An 18,039-nucleotide genomic window follows, 5' to 3' on the forward strand; every position below is an offset into this window, starting at 1 on the left:
CCGTCCACGGTGCAGAACGGGACGCCCACGGCTGTGGCGTTGCAACTGCTCGCTGTTACGGCTTGAGCCACTCCGGCTCGGGAAGGCGCGCGCGGTCCAGGCGGCCGTTGTCGTCGAGCGGCAGCTCCTCGATCGGGATCAGGTCCGCCGGCACCAGGTAGATCGGCAGCTCCTTGCCGAGGTCAAGCATCAGCCGTGCCAGTACGGCGGGATCGCTGTCCTCGAGGACGACGTACCCGATCAGACAGGTGTCACCACCCGGGTCCTGCTGCGCGACCACGACCGCGTCGACCACGCCGGGCTGATCTGCCAGGACGTGCTCGGTCTCGCCCGGCTCCACCCGATGGCCGCGGATCTTCACCTGGTCGTCCGCACGGCCGAGGTACTCCAGCGTGCCGTCGACCCGCCAGCGGCCGAGGTCGCGACTGCGGTACAGCCGCGCGCCCGGGTGGCCTGGGTCGGCGACGAACGCGCGCTCGGTCTCCTCCGGCCGGCCGATGTAGCCCTGGGCAACCGCGGCGCCGCCGAGATGGATCTCGCCGACCGCACCGACCGGCGCCGGCCGCAGTGCGGCGTCCAGCAGCCGTACGACGACACCCTCGATCGGGCGCCCGATCGAGGGCCGGTCCTCGGCGGGGTCGACCGCGTGGATCGTGGTCACGATCGACGCCTCGGTCGGACCGTACTCGTTGAACAGCCGGCACCGCGGATGCGCGTCCAGGAAGTCCCGCACCTTGTGCGTCAGCACCATCGCCTCGCCACCCGCCACGATCTCCCGCAGGGCAGGCAGCTCGGGCAGCCGGCGCATCGTGGCCAGCAGCGCGGTCAGCGGGCTGAACGCCATGAACAGTCGCTGTACGTCGTGATCGCGGAGCGCCGCGACGACCGCATCCGGGTCGTACCGGTCGTCCTCGCCGATCAGGACGAGCGCGGCGCCGGACGCCAGCGTCGTGAACATCTCCTGTACGTGGACGTCGAACCCGAACGACGTCCACTGCAACGTACGCAGCGACCGGCGGGTCCGCAGGTAGTGGCGGACCAGGTTCACCGGGCCGCGGTGCGGGACCACGACGCCCTTCGGGTTGCCGGTCGAGCCGGACGTATAGATGCAGTACGCGATGTCGTCGGCCGCGGCGCGCCCCGGCGGCGCCTGCCGGGCGCGCGGGTCGCCGTCGACCGCCGCGACCGGGACCAGCCGCAGGCCGAGGCGATCGGCCAGTGCCGCATCGTCGCCGACCAGGGCGACCGCTGCGGAGTCGTGCACCATGAACGCCCAGCGCGACTCCGGTACGCCCGGATCAAGAGGGAGGTACGCGGCACCGGACTTGAGCACCGCGAGTACGGCGACGACCATTTCGGTGCCGCGGGCAACTCGTACGGCGACCAGCTCGCCGGACTTCACGCCGAGGTCCGCGAGCTGCCAGGCGACAGCGTTGGACCGGCGGTCGAGTTCGGCGTACGTGAGCTCCCGATCGCCTTGTATCACAGCGATTGCGTCCGGTGTACGGGCGACCTGCTGCTCGAACAAGGTGTGCAGTCCGCTGAGTTCACCGGCGACGACAGCGGCCCGGCGTACGCGGCCGATCGGACCGACCGGGTCGGCGTCGGACTCCAGCTCGCGGAGCAGCTCGACGTCGGACTCGATCGGCAGGGTCAGCTCGGGCAGCCGCAGGCCCGGGCTGGTCGTTGCCCTGCGCAACACTTCGGCGAGGTAGTCGAGCAGGCGCTCGATCGTGCGCTGCTCGAACAGCCCGGTCCGGTAGTCCGCCGTACAGGTGATGCCGGCGCCGTGGTACGTCAGCCTGAGCCGCAGGTCGACCGCCGCCGGCAGCTCGTCGTCGCCGTCCTCGAAGTCGACAAGGATCTGGAACAGCGGGTCACGCTGGAGGATCGCCAGGTCCGCACCGGCGTGGTCGAATGCGGCGGCCGTCACGTCGCGGATCCGCTCGGTCAGCTCGCCGAGATCCGGCTCACCGGACAGGTCGATGCGCAACGGCAGCGGGCGCCGGGGATCGGTCGAGGTGTCGCCCTTGGGACGGATCAGCGCGGAGCCGATCGTCACGTCCTCCTGCGCGGCGAACCGGCCCAGTACGGTCGCTGCCGCCGCGAGCATCGTCATCACCGGGCTGAGCTTGCGGTCCCGGCTGTACGCGAACACCGCGTCGCCGAGCTCCTCGTCCAGCTCCTGCTTGACCGACGCCACCGCGTCATCACCGGCCACCCGCACCCGGTCCGCCGGCAACACCAACGGCTCTGCCCCGGTGAGCACGTGATCCCAGTAGCTCAGATCCCGCCGCTGCACCTCCTCACCCGCAACGTCCGAAGCTGTGTCGCTGACAGCCCACGAATCGTCGGACGTCAGCGGGAGACCCTCCGCGTCGCCGTCAGACGTTGCACGTGCGCCGGCGTCGGACGTGCTGCTTGTCTCGGGGGCTTGCTGCTCGGGGGTTGCCGACAGCTCTTCGCTGGCATCCGTCGTGGACGGCACGGGCTCCTGGGCCGGGGTCGGTTCGGTGGAGGTCGGTTCGGTGGGGCTCGGTTCGGTGGAGGTCGGTTCGGTGGTGGTCGGTTCGGTGGGGGTAAGTTGCGCGGGCGGTTCGGCGAGGAGGGCGAGTTGCTCGCGCATCAGCTTGGTGACGCCGTCGACCAGCTGACCGGCGACGCGAAGCTGCTGAGACATCAGCGCAGCCATCCCGCTCCCCGGCAGCTCGGCCTCGCTGGTCGCCGCCGCAGCCTCGTCCACCTTCGCAGCCAGCTCCGCGAGCCCCGACCCCAGAACCGCCAGCGCTGCCCGCGGATCATGCGCCGAAGACTCCGCGGCACTCTCGGCCACGCCCTCCCGAGCGCTCTCCCCGGTGACAACCGCCGCAGCCACGCCATCGCCGGCCGCCTCGACCTCAGCCGACTCGGCCGCCTCAGCTGACCCCGCTGCCTCACTCAGCTCGCCCGACTCGCTCGGCTCGACTGACTGGGCTGTCTCGACGGCCTCGACCGACTCGGCGGCCTGGACTGCGACCGCCGTCGCGAGCTTGTGCGGGGTCGTGTACGTGAGGAACAGATCGTCCGGCGCCAGCTGCACCTCGAACCGGCTGTTGATCTCGTCGATCACCGGCGCCATCGATGCCGGCGTCGCCCCGAGCTCGGCGAACGTGTGGTCCACCGTCAGGTCGTACGGATCCAGCCCGTGCAGCTCACAGGTCTGGTCGAGTACGACATCGAGCGACTCCCGGTACCGCTCCGCCGACACCTCGTCGCCCGGCAACGACCCGGCCTGCGCAAGGTAGTCAGCGTCGAGCTGATGTGTCTCCGCAGGCAGCGCGAACGGCGACCGCTCCTCACCCGCCTCGCCAGTCTCGGACTCGTCGTCCGCCACCGGATCCGGCGCACTCGGCGGGTCCAACGGGATTCGCTTCACGGCCGCACTCGACGGCGGCTCGAACACCACGGCCTGCGCCCGCGCGGCCCGTTCGAACGCGTTCAGCCGCGGCGCAACGTTGTCCCCGGCAACGGCCGTACCAGGACCGGCGAGCACCGTCACCGACGGGTCGACCGGGTGGTGCACGCGACGGAACGGGTACGTCGGCAACGGAACCCGGCCGCCGTCCGCGTAGACCTTGGCCCACGCGATCTCGGTGCCCTGCTCGTACAGCTCGGCGAGACCGTTCATCGTCGCGAGCACCGGGTCCTGTCCGAGGCGCTGCGCCGGGATCCACGTGCTGTTCGGCGCGATCCGCCGGCCGGCAGGGCTCAGTACGGCATCCGGCCCAAGCTCCAGGAACCGACGGCAACCCGCCGCTGTCACGGCCTCGACCGCATCCCCGAACAGCACCGGCTGGCGCAACTGGCCGACCAGGTAGTCGCTGTCCAGCACGGTCCCGGACTCGAGCAGGTCACCGGACCAGCTCGACACCATCGGCGTCCGCAGCGGCTTCAGCGTGATCTCGCGAACGATCTCCGCAAAGTCCGACAGTATTGGGTCCACCAACGAGCTGTGGAACGCCCGATCGACGTCCAGCCGCTGCCACGCGACCTGCAACTGGTCGAGCTGCGCCGCGAGCTGCCCGACGATCACCTCGGACCCGGTCAGTACGAACGACTGCGGACCGTTGCCCGCGGCAACCTCAACGCCTGCGGTACGGGCGATCTCGCGCACCCGGTCCGCGTCGGCGCGTACCGACACCATCGCGCCCGGGACGGTGCCGCGCTGCATGAGTTCGCCGCGCTTGGCAGTCAGCCGGACGCCGTCCGCGAGCGACAGCGCGCCGGCGACGCACAACGCCGCGTACTCGCCGACGCTGTGACCGACGACCAGCGCGGGCTGCACGCCGAACGACTGCCAAAGTCGCGCAAGTGCGACCTCGAACGCGAACAACGCCGGCTGCGCGGTCTCGGTCGGCCACACGCCTTCCGCCGTACCGGCAGGGGTCAGGAGCAGCTCGTTGAGGCTGCCGCCGGTCTCCTCGTGGTAGACGCGATCGCACTCGTCGAGGACCGAGCGGAACACCGGGAACCGTGCGGCAAGGCCGGCCGCCATCCCGCGTCGCGCAGCGCCCTGTCCGGTGAATGCGTACCCGAGCGGTCCGGGTCCGCCGCGCGGCACCTCGGTCGGCTGTGCGGAGGCGAGTGCGTCGACGAGCTCCGCTTCCGTACTGCCCGCGACCGCGATCCGGTGCCGGTGCGCGGGCCGGCCGAGCGCCGCCGTACCGGCAAGGTCGATGAGGCGGTGGCCCGTGCCGTGGCCGAGGTCCGTGCGGTACAGCTCGACGAGATCGGCGAGCGCATCCGGGTCCGGGGCGGACAGCGGCAGCACGACCGGACCGTCGTCGCCGCGGCGGATCTGGCGCGGCGCCTCCTCGAGGATGACGTGTGCGTTCGTGCCGCTCGGGTCGAGGGCGCTGACGCCGGCGCGCAGGGTCGTACTGCCGGACTGCAACGGCACGGTCCACTCGCGTGCGTCGGTGCCGATCACGAACGGGCTGCTGTCGAGCGCGAGCGCCGGGTTCGGCGCGGTGAAGTTGATGGTCGGCACGAGCGTACGGTGCTGCAGCATCAGGATCGTCTTGATCAGGCCGGCCATGCCCGCGGCGCTGTCCAGGTGGCCGATGTTCGGTTTCACCGATCCGAGCGTGCAGAACCCGACCTTGTCGGTGTGCCGGCGCAGCGCGGCGGTCAGCGCCTTCACCTCGGCGGCATCCGCGGCCCGGCTGCCGATCCCGTTCGCCTCGAGGTAGCTGAGCGAATCAGCGTCGAACCCGGCCCGCTCGAGCGCGCGCTCGATCAGCTCGGCCTGATGCGCGGCCGGCGCGTCCGCGTTGCTGACCGCGGTGCCGCGGATCACGGCGTACACCGTGTCGCCGTCGGCGAGCGCCTGGTCGAGTCGCTTCAGGAGCACCGCGGCGACCCCGTTGCCGCCGACCGTACCGTCGGCCTCGGCGTCGAACGCGCGCACGTGGCCGCTCGGCGAGAGGATCGAGTTCGGAGTCGGCTGGTACGTCGTTGCCTGAGGCACCTGCACTGCGGCAGCGCCGGCCAGGGCCAGATCCGCGTCGCCGGACCTGAGCGCCTGACACGCGAGATGCACCGCGACGAGCGACGACGAGGACGCCGACTGGACGCCGATCGCCGGGCCCGTGAGGCCGAGCCGGTACGCGACGCGGGTGGCGATCGAGTCGCGGGACTGGTGCTGGCGGTTGTACAAGTTCATGCCGGAGCCCGCGAAAACACCGACGCGGCTCGACGTACCGGCGTATCCGCCGTGCTCCAGCGCCTGATGACACACCTCGAGGAACAACCGCTGCGCCGGCTCCATCAACTCGGCTTCGCGATCGCTCAACCCGAAAAACTTGGCGTCGAACGACTCCACATGCTCCAGCACACCACTGACCGCAACAACCCCGTCCCCCGTATCCGGCATCCCGCGCCGAACACTCTCCACCCCGCCCACAAGGTTCTCCCAGAACCCCTCGAGCGTCTCAGCCCCCGGGAACCGCCCAGCCACCCCCACAACAGCCACCGGCTCAACAACCCCACCCACCTGAGCCCCACCATCCCGAGCCCCACCACGCAAAACCCCACCCCGCTCAACCCCAACCGCCTCAACCTCAAGCGGCCCTGCCCCGACCTGCTCTACCTCAACCGGCTCAACCCCAACCTGCTCAGCTCGAACCTGCTCAGCTCGAACCTGCTCAGCACCTGCCTCCTCGCCAACAGCAGGCTGCTCACCAGCCCCCGACGCCAGGCCAGTGCCGACCCCCTCGCCACCACCAGAGTCCTCACCAACCTCAGACTCCCGCTCACCACCAGCCTCCCGCTCACCACCGGCGTCCTGCTCACCAGCGCCTTCCTGCTCAGCACCGGTCTCTACGTCAACCTCGTCGTCGCTCTCGTCCTCCGACTCCTCGTCGACGACCGTCCCACCATCGGTACTGGAGTTCTCCTCGACACCGGAGTCCTCGGAGGCGTCGGACTCCTCAGCACCGGACTCTGGCTCAGCACCGGCCTCACCCTCAGCACCGGACTCACCCTCAGCACCGGACACGTCCTCAGCGACGACCTCATCGACCGCGCTCCCACCGAACCCCACGTCCTCAGAAGACCGCACAGGATCGCCGGCACCCTCACCAGACCGCACCGGACCGCCGGAGTTCGCACCCGCCGCGGACTCGACGTCCACCCCGGCACTCGCCGACTCGGCCTCCACGCGAGCACTCGCCGAGCCCCTCGGATCCGCGCTACCCACCGGCTCCGCGCTGTCGACCTGCTCCGCATCGTCAGACGACTCCGCGGCCTCGCCCGAATCCGCCCGCTCCGACTGATCCGCGTCCTCAGAGGACCCCGTCGCGTCGACCGCACTCAACTGATCAACGGACTCCACGTCCTCACGAGACTCGACTCCATCGCCGGACTCCGCCTCTTCGCCCGACGTCGCCGACACACGAGCCTCTGACTTCTCGTCAGCCTCAGCAGTCGCCCCATCCGCGTTCGCCGCACCCCCGGCCGCCGCGCCCGCAGGCGCCGCATCCCCGGTGGCCCCATCACCGGTCGCCGCATCCGTCGCGGTCGCATCCCCGGTCGCCGCGTCCTCAGGCGCCGCGCCCGCAGGCGCCGCATCCCCGGTCGTCCCATCACCCGTCGCCGCATCCGTCGCAGTCGCATCCCGGGCGGTCTCATCCCCGGTCGCCGTATCCGTGGCGGTCGCGTCCCCGGTCCGCGTACTGGTGGTGGCCGCGTCCTCCGCCGGCGCGTCAGCAGAGCCCGCGTCCGCCATGCTCGCATCCGCAGTGCTCGCATCCGCAGTGGTCCCGTGCGCTGTGGTCCCGTCCGTGTCTTCACGAAGGTCCGCGATCTGGTGAGGACTGCTGTCTGCGGCGGAGCTCATCTCCTCGCTGAAGCCCGCGCCTGCTGATGAGTCCGGGGTCTTCGTCGGGATCGTCGTGCTTGCGGAGTTGGTCGGGGAGCTGTCGGTAGCCGTGCTCTCGTCGGCAGTAGTGCTATCACCAACAGGCTGCGCAGGAGCGGGCTGTGCAGGTGCGGGCTGTGCAGCGGCGGGCTTGCCGGTCGCAAGGGCGTGAGGTTCCTGCTGAGCGGTCGCGATCGGTTCCGGGCCTGTGAGTTCCGTGAGCGGGGCGTCGTCGGAGACCTCGCCTGACTCGACCGAACTCTCCGCCACGGTCGCCGAAGTCTCAGCGGCCTCCGTCGCCTCGGACTCTGCGTCAGCGGGCTCGGATGCTTCGTCTTCGTCGAGCTCAGCAGCGTTCGACGTGCTGTCTGAGTCCTCGTCATCGGTGAGCTTTGCAACCTGCGCAGTCACGCGGTCCGGGTTGGCAACAGGCGCACGCTCTGCGGAACGCTCCGCACCCGCGCCCGCCTCCATGTCACGGCGTTGGTCGTTCGCAGACGTACCAGCGCTCCCGACACCCACCTCGTGGTCTAGCGCCTCGGCCGTACGCTCCACGCCGCCCGGTGTCCCTGCCGCACCCTCTACATCGTCCGGTGTCCCCGCCGCAGGCTCCAGGTCGTCGGCCGACTCGGCAGCATCGTCCGCGCCAACGCCCGTCTCGTCAGACGCATCCACACCGGACGCGGACTCCGAGGCCGCAGGAGCGTCCGCTGCAACCTCGGCGACATCGTCCGCAGCGGGCGCCGCCTCCACAGCCACATCAGCGTCCCCCACCAACTCCGCAACACCGTCCGCGGAGGACGCCGCCTCGGCAGCCACATCAGCGTTCCCCGCCAATTCCGCAGCATCGTCTGCAGCGGATGCCATCTCTGCGGTTCCGTCAGCATCCGCCGGCCCGGCAGCACCATCCCCAGCGAGCGCCGCGTCCGCGTCCACTCCATTGTCCGCGGCCAGCTCCACAGCATCGTCCGCGGCGGATGGGGTCTCTGCGGTTCCGTTAGCATCCGCCGGCCCGGCAGCACCATTCCCAGCGAGCGCCGCGTCCGCGTCCACTCCATTGTCCGCGGCCAGCTCCACAGCATCGTCCGCGGTGGATGGGGTCTCTGCGGTTCCGTCAGCATCGGCCGGCTCGGTAGCGCCGTCCGCGGCAGGCGCCGCGTCCGCGTCCACTCCATTGTCCGCGGCCGGCTCCGCAGCATCGTCCGCGGTGGGTGCGGGCTCTGCGGTTCCGTCAGTGTCCGCCACCAACTCCACAGCAGCTTCTGCTGCGGGCTCGTCGGGCTTGGCTGTGTTGGCTGTTGAGTCCGGGGAAAGGTGCGGGGTCGCGGCGGGTTCGGCGCTTGGTGTTTCGTCCGCGACGGTCGGCGCGTCCGTTGGCGTCTCGGTGGACGGCTCTGCGTCGGGTGCGGTCTTCTCGGTGGGCTGCGCGTTGGTGGTGGTCTGCGTGGCGGAGGCGGTCGGCGCACTGATGGTGAGCTGCGTTGCGGGCGTGGGCTGCGTTGCGGGCGGCGTGGTGGAGGCGACGTTGGTTGCGTTTTCGGTCGCGTCTGCTGCGTCCGCCTGCTCTGTGGCCGTACGCGTGGTTGGTGGTGGGGTGTCGACGGTGATGCGGGTGAGCTCGATCGTCGCGTCGTCGTCTGCGGCGTCGTCGTCTGCGGCGTCTTGTGGAACCGAGAGATCAGTTGGCTCTTCGTCGGAGCCCACGATCTCGGATGTCTGGCGCTGGGTCACCGGTTCCTCGGCCGGCTCAGCCGCTGTCTCCTCGAGCGGCTCACCCTCAGCAGGCTCCGTGTCGGCGGATCCTTCTGCCGGCGCCTCGTCCTCGATGGTCACGGGCTCGGGCGACTGGTGCTCGGGCGACTGAAGCTCGGGCGCCGTCTTCTCGGCTTGCTCGTCGTCGGCGGGCCTCGCGTCGTCGGGCGTTTCTGCAGACGGCTCGGCGGTGGTCACACGGCTGGAGGTAGCTGGCTCCGTCGGGTCGGCCTCGGGGGTCGCGGTGTCGGGCCGTGCCTGCGCGGACGACTCGGCGTCAGTCGTCGCGGTGTCGGACAGTTCCTTCGCAGACGGGTCCGCCTCGGCGGTCGCCGGGTCGGAGGTTGCTGACGTGAGGGGTGTCGGGTCGACGGGCTCAGCGTGTTCGTTCGCAGAATCTTCGGCCGGCTGCGGATCGGCTGCAGCGGCAGCGTTGTGCTCGGGTGTCTGCTCGGTGCTCGCCTGGGTGGTCGGGGCGGCGTACGCCTCGTTGGAGGTCTGCTCCGAGCGGGCCGGTGCTGAGGGCGTGTCCGTTGTGGAGGACGCGGTTGGGCCGAACGGGGACGGCGGTACGCCGCGGCGCGAGGAAGCATCCGTATCCGCATCGGGGCCGGACGGCGCGGCGCCGGAAGCCGAGGACGGCTCGGACTCGGCCGGAGCTGACGGAGGCGGTGTGGAGGGTGGCGTGCCCAGGGTCGGGCGTTGGGGTGGAGTGGGGATGGATTGCTGTAGTTCGCGTTGCCAGGCCAGGCGGACGACGGGGAGTTCGGTGGTGCGTTCGGAGGGGTCCTCGTCGGCGTACGGGGTGGACTCGGGGGCCGTGGACGGGCCCTGGCCGGTGGGGCCGGAGACGGGGGTGGCCCCGGCCGGCTCTACGTGGGGGGTGGTGGCCGGTTCCAGGGTGCCGTCGATCCAGCGCTGTTTGAGGAGGGGGCGGAGGATCTTGCCGCCGGGGGTGGTCGGGAAGTCGCGGCGCGGGACGCCGACGACCTGGGCGGCGAGGCCGAGGCGGGTCTGGATCAGGCTGCGGATGGCCTGGTCCATGCCGGGCACGGAGTTCGCGGTGAGCGCGTAGAACACGACCAGGCGGTCGGTGCCGCTCTGCTCGTCTGCGACACCGCAGGCGGCGACCAGGCCGTGTTCGGCGCCGACGACCGTCGCGGCGACGGACTCGATGTCGTGGGCCCAGTGCAGCTTGCCGGACATGATGATGCGTTCGCTGTCCCGGCCGGTGACGACCACCTGTCCGCCGGTGATGAAGCCTTGGTCGCCGGTCGCGAGCCACTTGCGCGCCGGCCAGTTGCCGACCGGGAACGCCAGGCGGTCGGCTTCGAGGTTCCCGAGGTAGCCGGGCGTCACGCGCGCCGACGCGACCTGCAGCTGACCGATCCGGCCTTCCGGCAGTACGGCGCCGTTCGGGGCGACGATGCGTACGGTCGTACCGGGCGCCGGAGCCCCCACCGACACCAGCGACAGCACACCGGGCGCCTCGACCCGCGGCGCGCCGGGACGCGCGACCGCGACCTTGCCGGACGACGGACGCTGATCGACCCACTCGATGACGCCGGTCGGCGGGATCCGGACGCGATGGACGTTCGGGGTCAAGCCGGGCCGCGCGAACGTGATCCCGGTGACCGTCTCGGTCATCCCCCATGCCGCGACGAACGTCTCCGGTACGACGCCGAACCGGTTTGTCACGCGCAGGAAGTCCGACATCACCGGCACCGTGATCTGCTCGCCGCCGCTGACCAGGCTACGGAGCGCCGACAGGTCCCAGTGCCGGTCCGGTTCGCCCGCGACGGCCGCGGTCGCCAGCCGGTAGCCGAAGTTCGGCGACCAGGAGTGGTTGACGCGGTGCTGCTCCATCAGGTCGAACCAGCGGAGCGGGTTCGCGAGCACCCAGTCGGTGTTCACGTGGATGTTCGTGCAGCCGGTGAACACGGGCAGCAGGTGGTACAGCAGGAACGCCCCGCTGCGGTCCAGCGGCAGCCAGTTCAGCGTCGTCTGGCCAGGGCGGATCGGCAGCATCGCGGGCGTACCGGCGGCGAACTCCACCAGCCCGCGGTGCGTCAGCTGCACCATCTTCGGCGCACCGGTCGAGCCCGAGGAGAGCATCAGTACGGCGACGTCGTCCGCGGCCGGGCGATGGAAGTCGGACGTCGGCTCGTGGCCCGCCATCGCGTCCGGGTCGAGGACCGGGAGGCCGAGGTCGTTCGGCAGGTCGGACGGGCGGCCGATCAGCACCGTCCAGCCGAGCAGGTCGGTGATCTTGCGGAGCCGCTCGCGGCCCTCCTCGGTACGGTCGCCGCCCGGGTTCGGTGCGACCAGCAGCGGCCGGATGCCGCCGAGCGTGCAGGCCCAGAACGCGGCGAAGAACCCGACCGGTTCAGTGCAGTGCACGACCGCCGGGTCCCCGGCCCGGACGCCGTTCGCGCGCAGTCCGGCCAGTATCCGGGCAGCCAGCTCGAGCAGCGTCGGGAAGTCCAGCTTGGTCTCGCGACCGTCCGCGCCGATCTCGACCACACCGGCGCCGCCGAAGTCACGGGCTGCCCGGAGCAGCGCGCTCGGCAGGTCACGCGGGTACCCGGCGGGAATCATCAACGCCGGCCCGGTGGAGATCGCCGGCCGGTCTGCACCACTTCTCACGCCGATGCCACCACCAGCAGAGACAGCGAGGACCTTGGTACGCCGGGGAGCGTGGCCGGTTGGCGACCCACGGACACGTGCCTCCCCAACTGGACGGAGCGGGTTCTGGGCAGACCCGCCTCACTTCACACCGACAGCAGCCCCGTTTTCCACCAGCCGGAACCGATGCCGTGACCGGGTTCACCCGGTGCGTCATCGCGCCGACCGACAGCCGTGAACCCTACCAGCCGCGACCCGCTCTGGAGGAGCCCGTTCTCACCAGCCGATGGTTAAGAATCCGGTGAGAACTCCACGACGGCCGACATGGTTCCAACGAGTGACGGCGGCCCGCGATACGCCCCGTACGAAAGCCGGTCACCAGTACGCCGGATCACCCCGTGTCATCTCGCGTCAGGGTCGTGGCGGTGTCGTGGCGGTGTCGTGGCGGTTCCGTGTCAGGGCTCCCGGCGAACGTTCTCGGCGTACACCAGATCGCCTTGACCCGAGGAGCACGAATGTCCGTACAGGACCGTCCGGAACTACAGCAGGCCGCACAGGAGTTCGTCGACGCCGGGTTCGGCGGGCTCGAACTGCGGGTGCACGACGAGCACGGTGAGTGGGTCGGCACGGCCGGGATTCGCGAGCTGGGCCGGACCGAGCAGCCGCCGGTCGGCGGGCAGTTCCGGGTCGGCAGCGTGACGAAGACGTTCGTCTCGACGGTGGCGCTGCAACTGGTGGCCGAGGGCAAGCTGGAGCTCGACGGTCCGGTGGCCGACCGGCTGGCACGGTTCGCCCTGGACCCGCGGATCACCCTGCGGATGCTGCTGAACCACACCAGCGGATTGTTCAACTACACAGGCGAGTACTACCCCGACGGCACCGTCGTGATGGGGCTGCCTGCGACCGGCAAGGAGTGGGCCGACAACCGGCTGCGCGGGTACGCGCCGGACGAGCTGGTCGAGTTCGCGTTGGGCAAGCCCGCGCGGTTCGAACCGGGTGCCGAGTGGAGCTACTCGAACACCAACTACACCGTCGCCGCACTGCTCATCGAGGCGCTCACCGGCCGTACGCTCGCCGAGGAGCTGGAGAGCCGCATCGTGAAGCCGCTCGGCCTCACGGGCACGGTCGAGCCGGGCGACCGTACGGACATCCCCGGACCGCACTCGCACGGGTACTTCCGCTACCAGGACGGCGACGACTGGACGGTCGCCGACGTCACCGAGCAGAACCCGTCGCTGCTGTTCGCGGCCGGCAGCATGCTCTCGACCACGAACGACCTGCAGGTGTTCATGTCCGCCTTGCAGAGCGGCAAACTGCTCCCCGCGGACCTGCTCGCCGAGATGCGTACGCCGGAACCGAAGAGCGGCCCGCTCAACTACGGCCTCGGCCTCTTCAAGCAAGACACCGGCACTCAAACCCTCTACCACCACAACGGCAGCGCCCCCGGCGGCTACGGCGCCCTCATGTACAGCAACCCCGACGGCACCAAGACCCTCACGGCCGCCATCACCATGGGCGACTCCGCAGCCAACATCCTCGAAATCTTCCCGCCGGCCCTCGAACGCCTGGTCACGAAGGTTTTCGGGGTGGGCGAAGAGGGACTCGAACCCCCGACATCTTCCTTGTAAGGGAAGCGCTCTACCAACTGAGCTATCCGCCCGGATGCAGCGACCGAAGGAGTCTACCTGAGGTCCGCACCCAGTTCTGCCAGTGCGGCGGCGTAGTCGGCTGGGTTGCGGGCTTCGGGCATGGGGTTGAGGACCGACCAGCGGATGGTGCCGGTGCGGTCCACCACGAAGGTGGCTCGGCGGGCGCAGCCGCGGTCGGGGTCGAACGCTCCGTACGCCGTCGCGACGGCGCCGTGGGGCCAGAAGTCGGAGAGCAGGCTGAAGCCCAAGTGGTGTGCGTCGTCGTAGGCCCGCAGGGTGAACATGGGGTCGCACGAGATCGCCAGGAACTCCGCTGCCTCGAGTAGGTCGGGGCGGTCGCGGAGGGCGGTCAGCTCACTCGTACAGACCTGGCTGAAGGCGTACGGGTAGAAGACCAGCACGACGTCCCGACGGCCGGCGTAATCGCTCAGCCGGACCGGTTCGCCGTACTGGTTCTGGGTCTGGAAGTCGGGGGCCCGGCTGCCGGCAGCTGGGCCGGCAGCTGGGACAGTCACCCCTTGCGACCGGACTTCGGGACCACCAGTTTGGTCGCAGACCAGTCGTCGGTCACGCTCAGCGTGCTCGTCGTGGCCAGGCCGGCGACCGGCGCCGCCTCGGTGATGTCACTGGTCTCGACGTACCCGTCGCGACCGACCTTCGGAGTCATCAGCCAGACCACTCCACCGGCCTTCAGGTCGGTCAGGATGTCGAAGAACGCGTCGACCAGGTCGCCGTCGTCCTCGCGGAACCAGAGCAGGACTGCGTCCACCACCTCGTCGGTGTCGTCGCCGACGAAGGCCTCCCCGGTGACCTCCCGGATGGCATCACGCAGGTCGTCGTCGCAGTCGTCGTCGTAGCCGATCTCCTGGACTACCCAGCCGGCCTCGAGGCCTAGCCGGGACGCCATGTTCGGCACTCCGCCCTTGCCGTCCGCGTGATCCGCGGTCGCGCTCACTTGTCCTCCTCCGTGGTCCCCGCTTGCCCGGGGGTAGGTGTCAATAGCGGTAGTCCATCGTGCCGTACCGCGTCGCGCAAGTATGCACCAGGGTTCCGTGACGTGTCCGGTATCCGCGTGGCGGGTACCAGGCGTGTCCGCTGAGATCTGGCCTGACCAGCCCGAATCGGGCCGGATCGGAAGGCAAAGTAGAACGCATTCCGAACAGGTGACAGGATTGCGGTGAAGACAACCAGAGAGAACGGCAGGACACCGTGGCTTCCGGACACGAACCACCAGCCATTATTACTGAGGGGATGCCCACCCAGCTCCCCGACATCGACCCCGACGAGACGCGTGAATGGGTCGAATCGCTCGACGCCGTCCTGGACGAACGGGGCAAGGCGCGAGCGCGCTACCTGATGCTCAAGCTGATCGAGCGGGCCCGGGAGCGACAGGTCGGGGTGCCCGCCCTGCGGAGCACCGACTACATCAACTCGATCCCGCCCGAGCGCGAGCCGTGGTTCCCCGGCGACGAGCACATCGAGCGCCGGATCCGGGCCTTCATCCGCTGGAACGCCGCGGTGATGGTGAGCAAGGCCAACCGCAAGGGCCTGGAGGTCGGCGGTCACATCGCCACCTACCAGTCCGCCGCGAGCCTGTACGAGGTCGGTTTCAACCACTTCTTCCGCGGCAAGGACCACCCGGGCGGCGGCGACCAGGTCTTCATCCAGGGACACGCCTCCCCGGGCATGTACGCGCGCGCCTTCCTCGAGGGCCGGCTGAGCGCGGACGCGCTGGACGGGTTCCGCCAGGAGGTCTCCCGCGGCCCGCACCACGGTCTGTCGTCGTACCCGCACCCTCGGTTGATGCCGGACTTCTGGGAGTTCCCGACCGTCTCGATGGGTCTGGCCTCGCTGAACTCGATCTACCAGGCGCGGTTCAACCGCTACCTGCACAACCGCGGCATCAAGGACACCAGCCAGCAGCACGTCTGGGCGTTCCTCGGTGACGGCGAGATGGGTGAGCCGGAGTCGCTCGGCGCGATCGGCCTGGCCGCCCGCGAGGAGCTCGACAACCTCACCTTCGTGATCAACTGCAACCTGCAGCAGCTGGACGGACCGGTCCGCGGCAACGGCAAGGTCATCCAGGAGCTGGAGGCGTTCTTCCGCGGTGCCGGCTGGAACGTCATCAAGGTGATCTGGGGCCGCGAGTGGGACAACCTGCTCGCCCAGGACCACGACGGCGCCCTGCTGAACAAGATGAACACCACGCCGGACGGCCAGTTCCAGACGTACTCCGTCGAGTCCGGTGAGTACATCCGGGAGAACTTCTTCGGCGGCGACGCGCGGCTGCGCGAGATGGTCAGCGGGCTGTCCGACGAGGACCTGCGCAAGCTGCCCCGCGGCGGTCACGACTACCGCAAGGTGTACGCCGCGTTCAAGAGCGCGACCGAGCACGTCGGCCAGCCGACCGTGATCCTCGCCCAGACCATCAAGGGCTGGACGATCGAGGCGCTCGAGGGCCGCAACGCGACCCACCAGATGAAGAAGCTCACCTCGGACGACCTGAAGGCGTTCCGCGACCGGCTCTACCTGCCGATCGAGGACAAGGACCTCGAGGACGCGTACAACCCGCCGTACTTCCACCCCGGCACCGACTCGCCGGAGTACCAGTACATGATGGACCGGCGCAAGCAGCTCGGCGGTTCGCTGCCGGAGCGCCGCGTCCAGCCGAAGACGCTCAAGCTGCCGGGCGACGACGTGTACAAGCCGCTGTCGAAGGGCTCGCACGCGCCGGTCGCGACCACGATGGCGCTCGTGCGGCTGTTCCGGGACCTGATGAAGGACCCGGAGATCGGGCACCGGATCGTCCCGATCGCCCCGGACGAGTACCGCACGTTCGGCATGGACTCGATGTTCCCGACCGCGAAGATCTACTCGCCGCACGGTCAGAACTACGACGCCGTCGACCGCAACCTGCTGCTGTCGTGGAAGGAGTCCACGGCGGGCCAGCTGCTGCACGAGGGCATCAGCGAGGCCGGCGCGATGGGTTCGGTGCTCGCGGCCAGTACGTCGTACGCCACGCACGGCGAGCCGATGATCCCGTTCTACATCTTCTACTCGATGTTCGGGTTCCAGCGCACCGGCGACTGGATGTGGGCGCTCGGCGACCAGCTCGGCCGCGGCTTCCTGATCGGCGCCACCGCGGGCCGTACGACCCTGACCGGTGAGGGACTGCAGCACGCGGACGGACACTCGCCGCTGCTCGCCTCCACCAACCCGGCCGCGGTGCACTACGACCCCGCGTTCGCGTACGAGCTCCGGTACATCGTCCAGGACGGTCTGCGCAGGATGTACGGGTACGGTCTCGACGAGGCCAAGCCGTACGGCGAGGACGTGTTCTACTACCTCACCGTCTACAACGAGCCGGTCCCGCAGCCGGCCGAGCCGGAGAACCTCGACGTCACGGGCCTGCTCAAGGGCATGTACCGCTTCAACGAGGGTCAGGTGGCCGACGGCGACGACGCACCACGCGTCCAGCTGCTCGGATCCGGTGTGGCGCTGCCGTGGGTGCAGAAGGCCCAGCAGATCCTCGCCGACGAGTACTCGGTGGCCGCGGACGTCTGGTCCGTGACCTCGTGGAACGAGTTGCGCCGGGACGCCGTCGCCGCCGAGCAGCACAACCTGCTGCACCCGGAGGAGCCGGAGCAGGTCGCGTTCATCACCGAGCAACTGAAGGACAGCAAGGGTCCGGTCGTTGCCGTCAGCGACTTCATGCGCGCGGTGCAGGACCAGATCTCCCGCTGGGTGCCGAACGACTACACCTCGCTCGGGACCGACGGCTGGGGCCTGGCCGACACCCGGGCCGCGGCTCGCCGGCACTTCCAGGTCGACGCCGAGTCGATCGTGGTCGCCACGCTGGAGATCCTCGCCAAGCGCGGTGACGTGAAGCCGGAGGTGGCCGCGGAGGCCGCTCGCAAGTACCGCATCGACGACCCGACCGCGGTCGCCGGCGTGAAGCAGGAAGGCGCCGGCGCCTAGTCGCCGTCCGAACGGGCCGCTCACCGCACCGGTGGGCGGCCCGTTCGCATATTCGGTGGGCCCCGTGGCCGCCGCGGCCCTACGCTCGGTGCATGCCTGAGTTGATCGCGCCGACCGTGGACCTGCGTGACTCCTGGATGGAATCGACGAGTGAATGGCGCGGCGCGCATCAGGACGGGGCCGGGTTGTGGGAGGCCGACGACCTGAGCACGGTCGAGGGGTTCGCCGCCTGGACGCAGCGGTTGCGCGAGCAGAGCGCCGCCGAGGAGGTCACGCCCGATCGAGTGCCGGCGTCGTACTGGTGGATCGTCGAGGGCGGGACGTACCTCGGCGCGATCTCGCTGCGGCACGCCCTGAACGACAAACTCCTCGAAGCCGGCGGTCACATCGGGTACGGCGTCCGTCCATCGGCGCGCGGGCGTGGTGTCGCGACCTGGGCGCTCGGAGCCGCGCTGGACCGGGCGCGGGAGCGCGGCATCGACCGGGTGCTGATCACCTGCGACGACGGCAACATCGCGTCCGCGCGGACCATCGAGCGCAACGGCGGCGTACTCGAAGACGTCCGCGAGACCTGGCTGGGCCTCGCCCGCCGCTACTGGATCACGCTCTGATCCAGCCGGTCCTTCCGGCTCGACG

At 70.0% G+C, this 18,039-nt stretch carries 6 protein-coding genes and 1 tRNA gene; 3 read left to right on the top strand and 4 right to left on the bottom strand.

Annotated elements, in window-relative coordinates:
- Nucleotides 1–55 precede the first annotated feature (55 nt).
- Nucleotides 56–11,797 carry an amino acid adenylation domain-containing protein gene (locus ACGFI6_RS00075; RefSeq protein WP_393113772.1) on the bottom strand — a complete coding sequence of 3,914 codons (11,742 nt, stop codon included), beginning with the start codon at nt 11,795–11,797 and terminating at the stop codon, nt 56–58.
- A gap of 494 nt (nt 11,798–12,291) precedes the next feature.
- Here ACGFI6_RS00075 and ACGFI6_RS00080 point away from each other — a divergent pair, with 494 nt between their 5' ends.
- On the top strand, nt 12,292–13,404 hold the full coding sequence (locus ACGFI6_RS00080; RefSeq protein WP_393115732.1) for a serine hydrolase domain-containing protein: 1,113 nt from the start codon (nt 12,292–12,294) through the stop codon (nt 13,402–13,404).
- Here the strand turns inward: ACGFI6_RS00080 and ACGFI6_RS00085 are convergent.
- The 3 genes from ACGFI6_RS00085 to ACGFI6_RS00095 form a co-directional block, all read right to left on the bottom strand.
- A tRNA-Val gene (locus tag ACGFI6_RS00085) sits at nt 13,364–13,436 on the bottom strand. The genes ACGFI6_RS00080 and ACGFI6_RS00085 overlap by 41 nt on opposite strands.
- Before the next feature lie 21 nt (nt 13,437–13,457).
- Complete coding sequence (locus ACGFI6_RS00090; RefSeq protein WP_393113775.1) at nt 13,458–13,940, bottom strand: peroxiredoxin; 483 nt, start codon at nt 13,938–13,940, stop codon at nt 13,458–13,460.
- Nucleotides 13,937–14,380: a DUF3052 domain-containing protein gene (locus ACGFI6_RS00095; RefSeq protein WP_393113777.1), complete on the bottom strand. Its 444-nt coding sequence runs from the start codon at nt 14,378–14,380 to the stop codon at nt 13,937–13,939. Before ACGFI6_RS00095 ends, ACGFI6_RS00090 begins: the two co-directional genes overlap by 4 nt.
- Before the next feature lie 296 nt (nt 14,381–14,676).
- On the opposite strand from ACGFI6_RS00095, the gene aceE reads away from it, so the two are divergent.
- Entirely contained in the window at nt 14,677–17,403 is a 2,727-nt protein-coding gene (aceE, locus tag ACGFI6_RS00100) for a pyruvate dehydrogenase (acetyl-transferring), homodimeric type (RefSeq protein WP_393113779.1), read from the top strand.
- A gap of 92 nt (nt 17,404–17,495) precedes the next feature.
- Nucleotides 17,496–18,014: a GNAT family N-acetyltransferase gene (locus ACGFI6_RS00105; protein ID WP_393113781.1), complete on the top strand. Its 519-nt coding sequence runs from the start codon at nt 17,496–17,498 to the stop codon at nt 18,012–18,014.
- The last annotated feature ends 25 nt before the right edge of the window (nt 18,015–18,039 follow it).

Origin of the sequence: Kribbella sp. NPDC048928, assembly GCF_043197975.1 — a bacterium.
Classification (GTDB): domain Bacteria; phylum Actinomycetota; class Actinomycetes; order Propionibacteriales; family Kribbellaceae; genus Kribbella.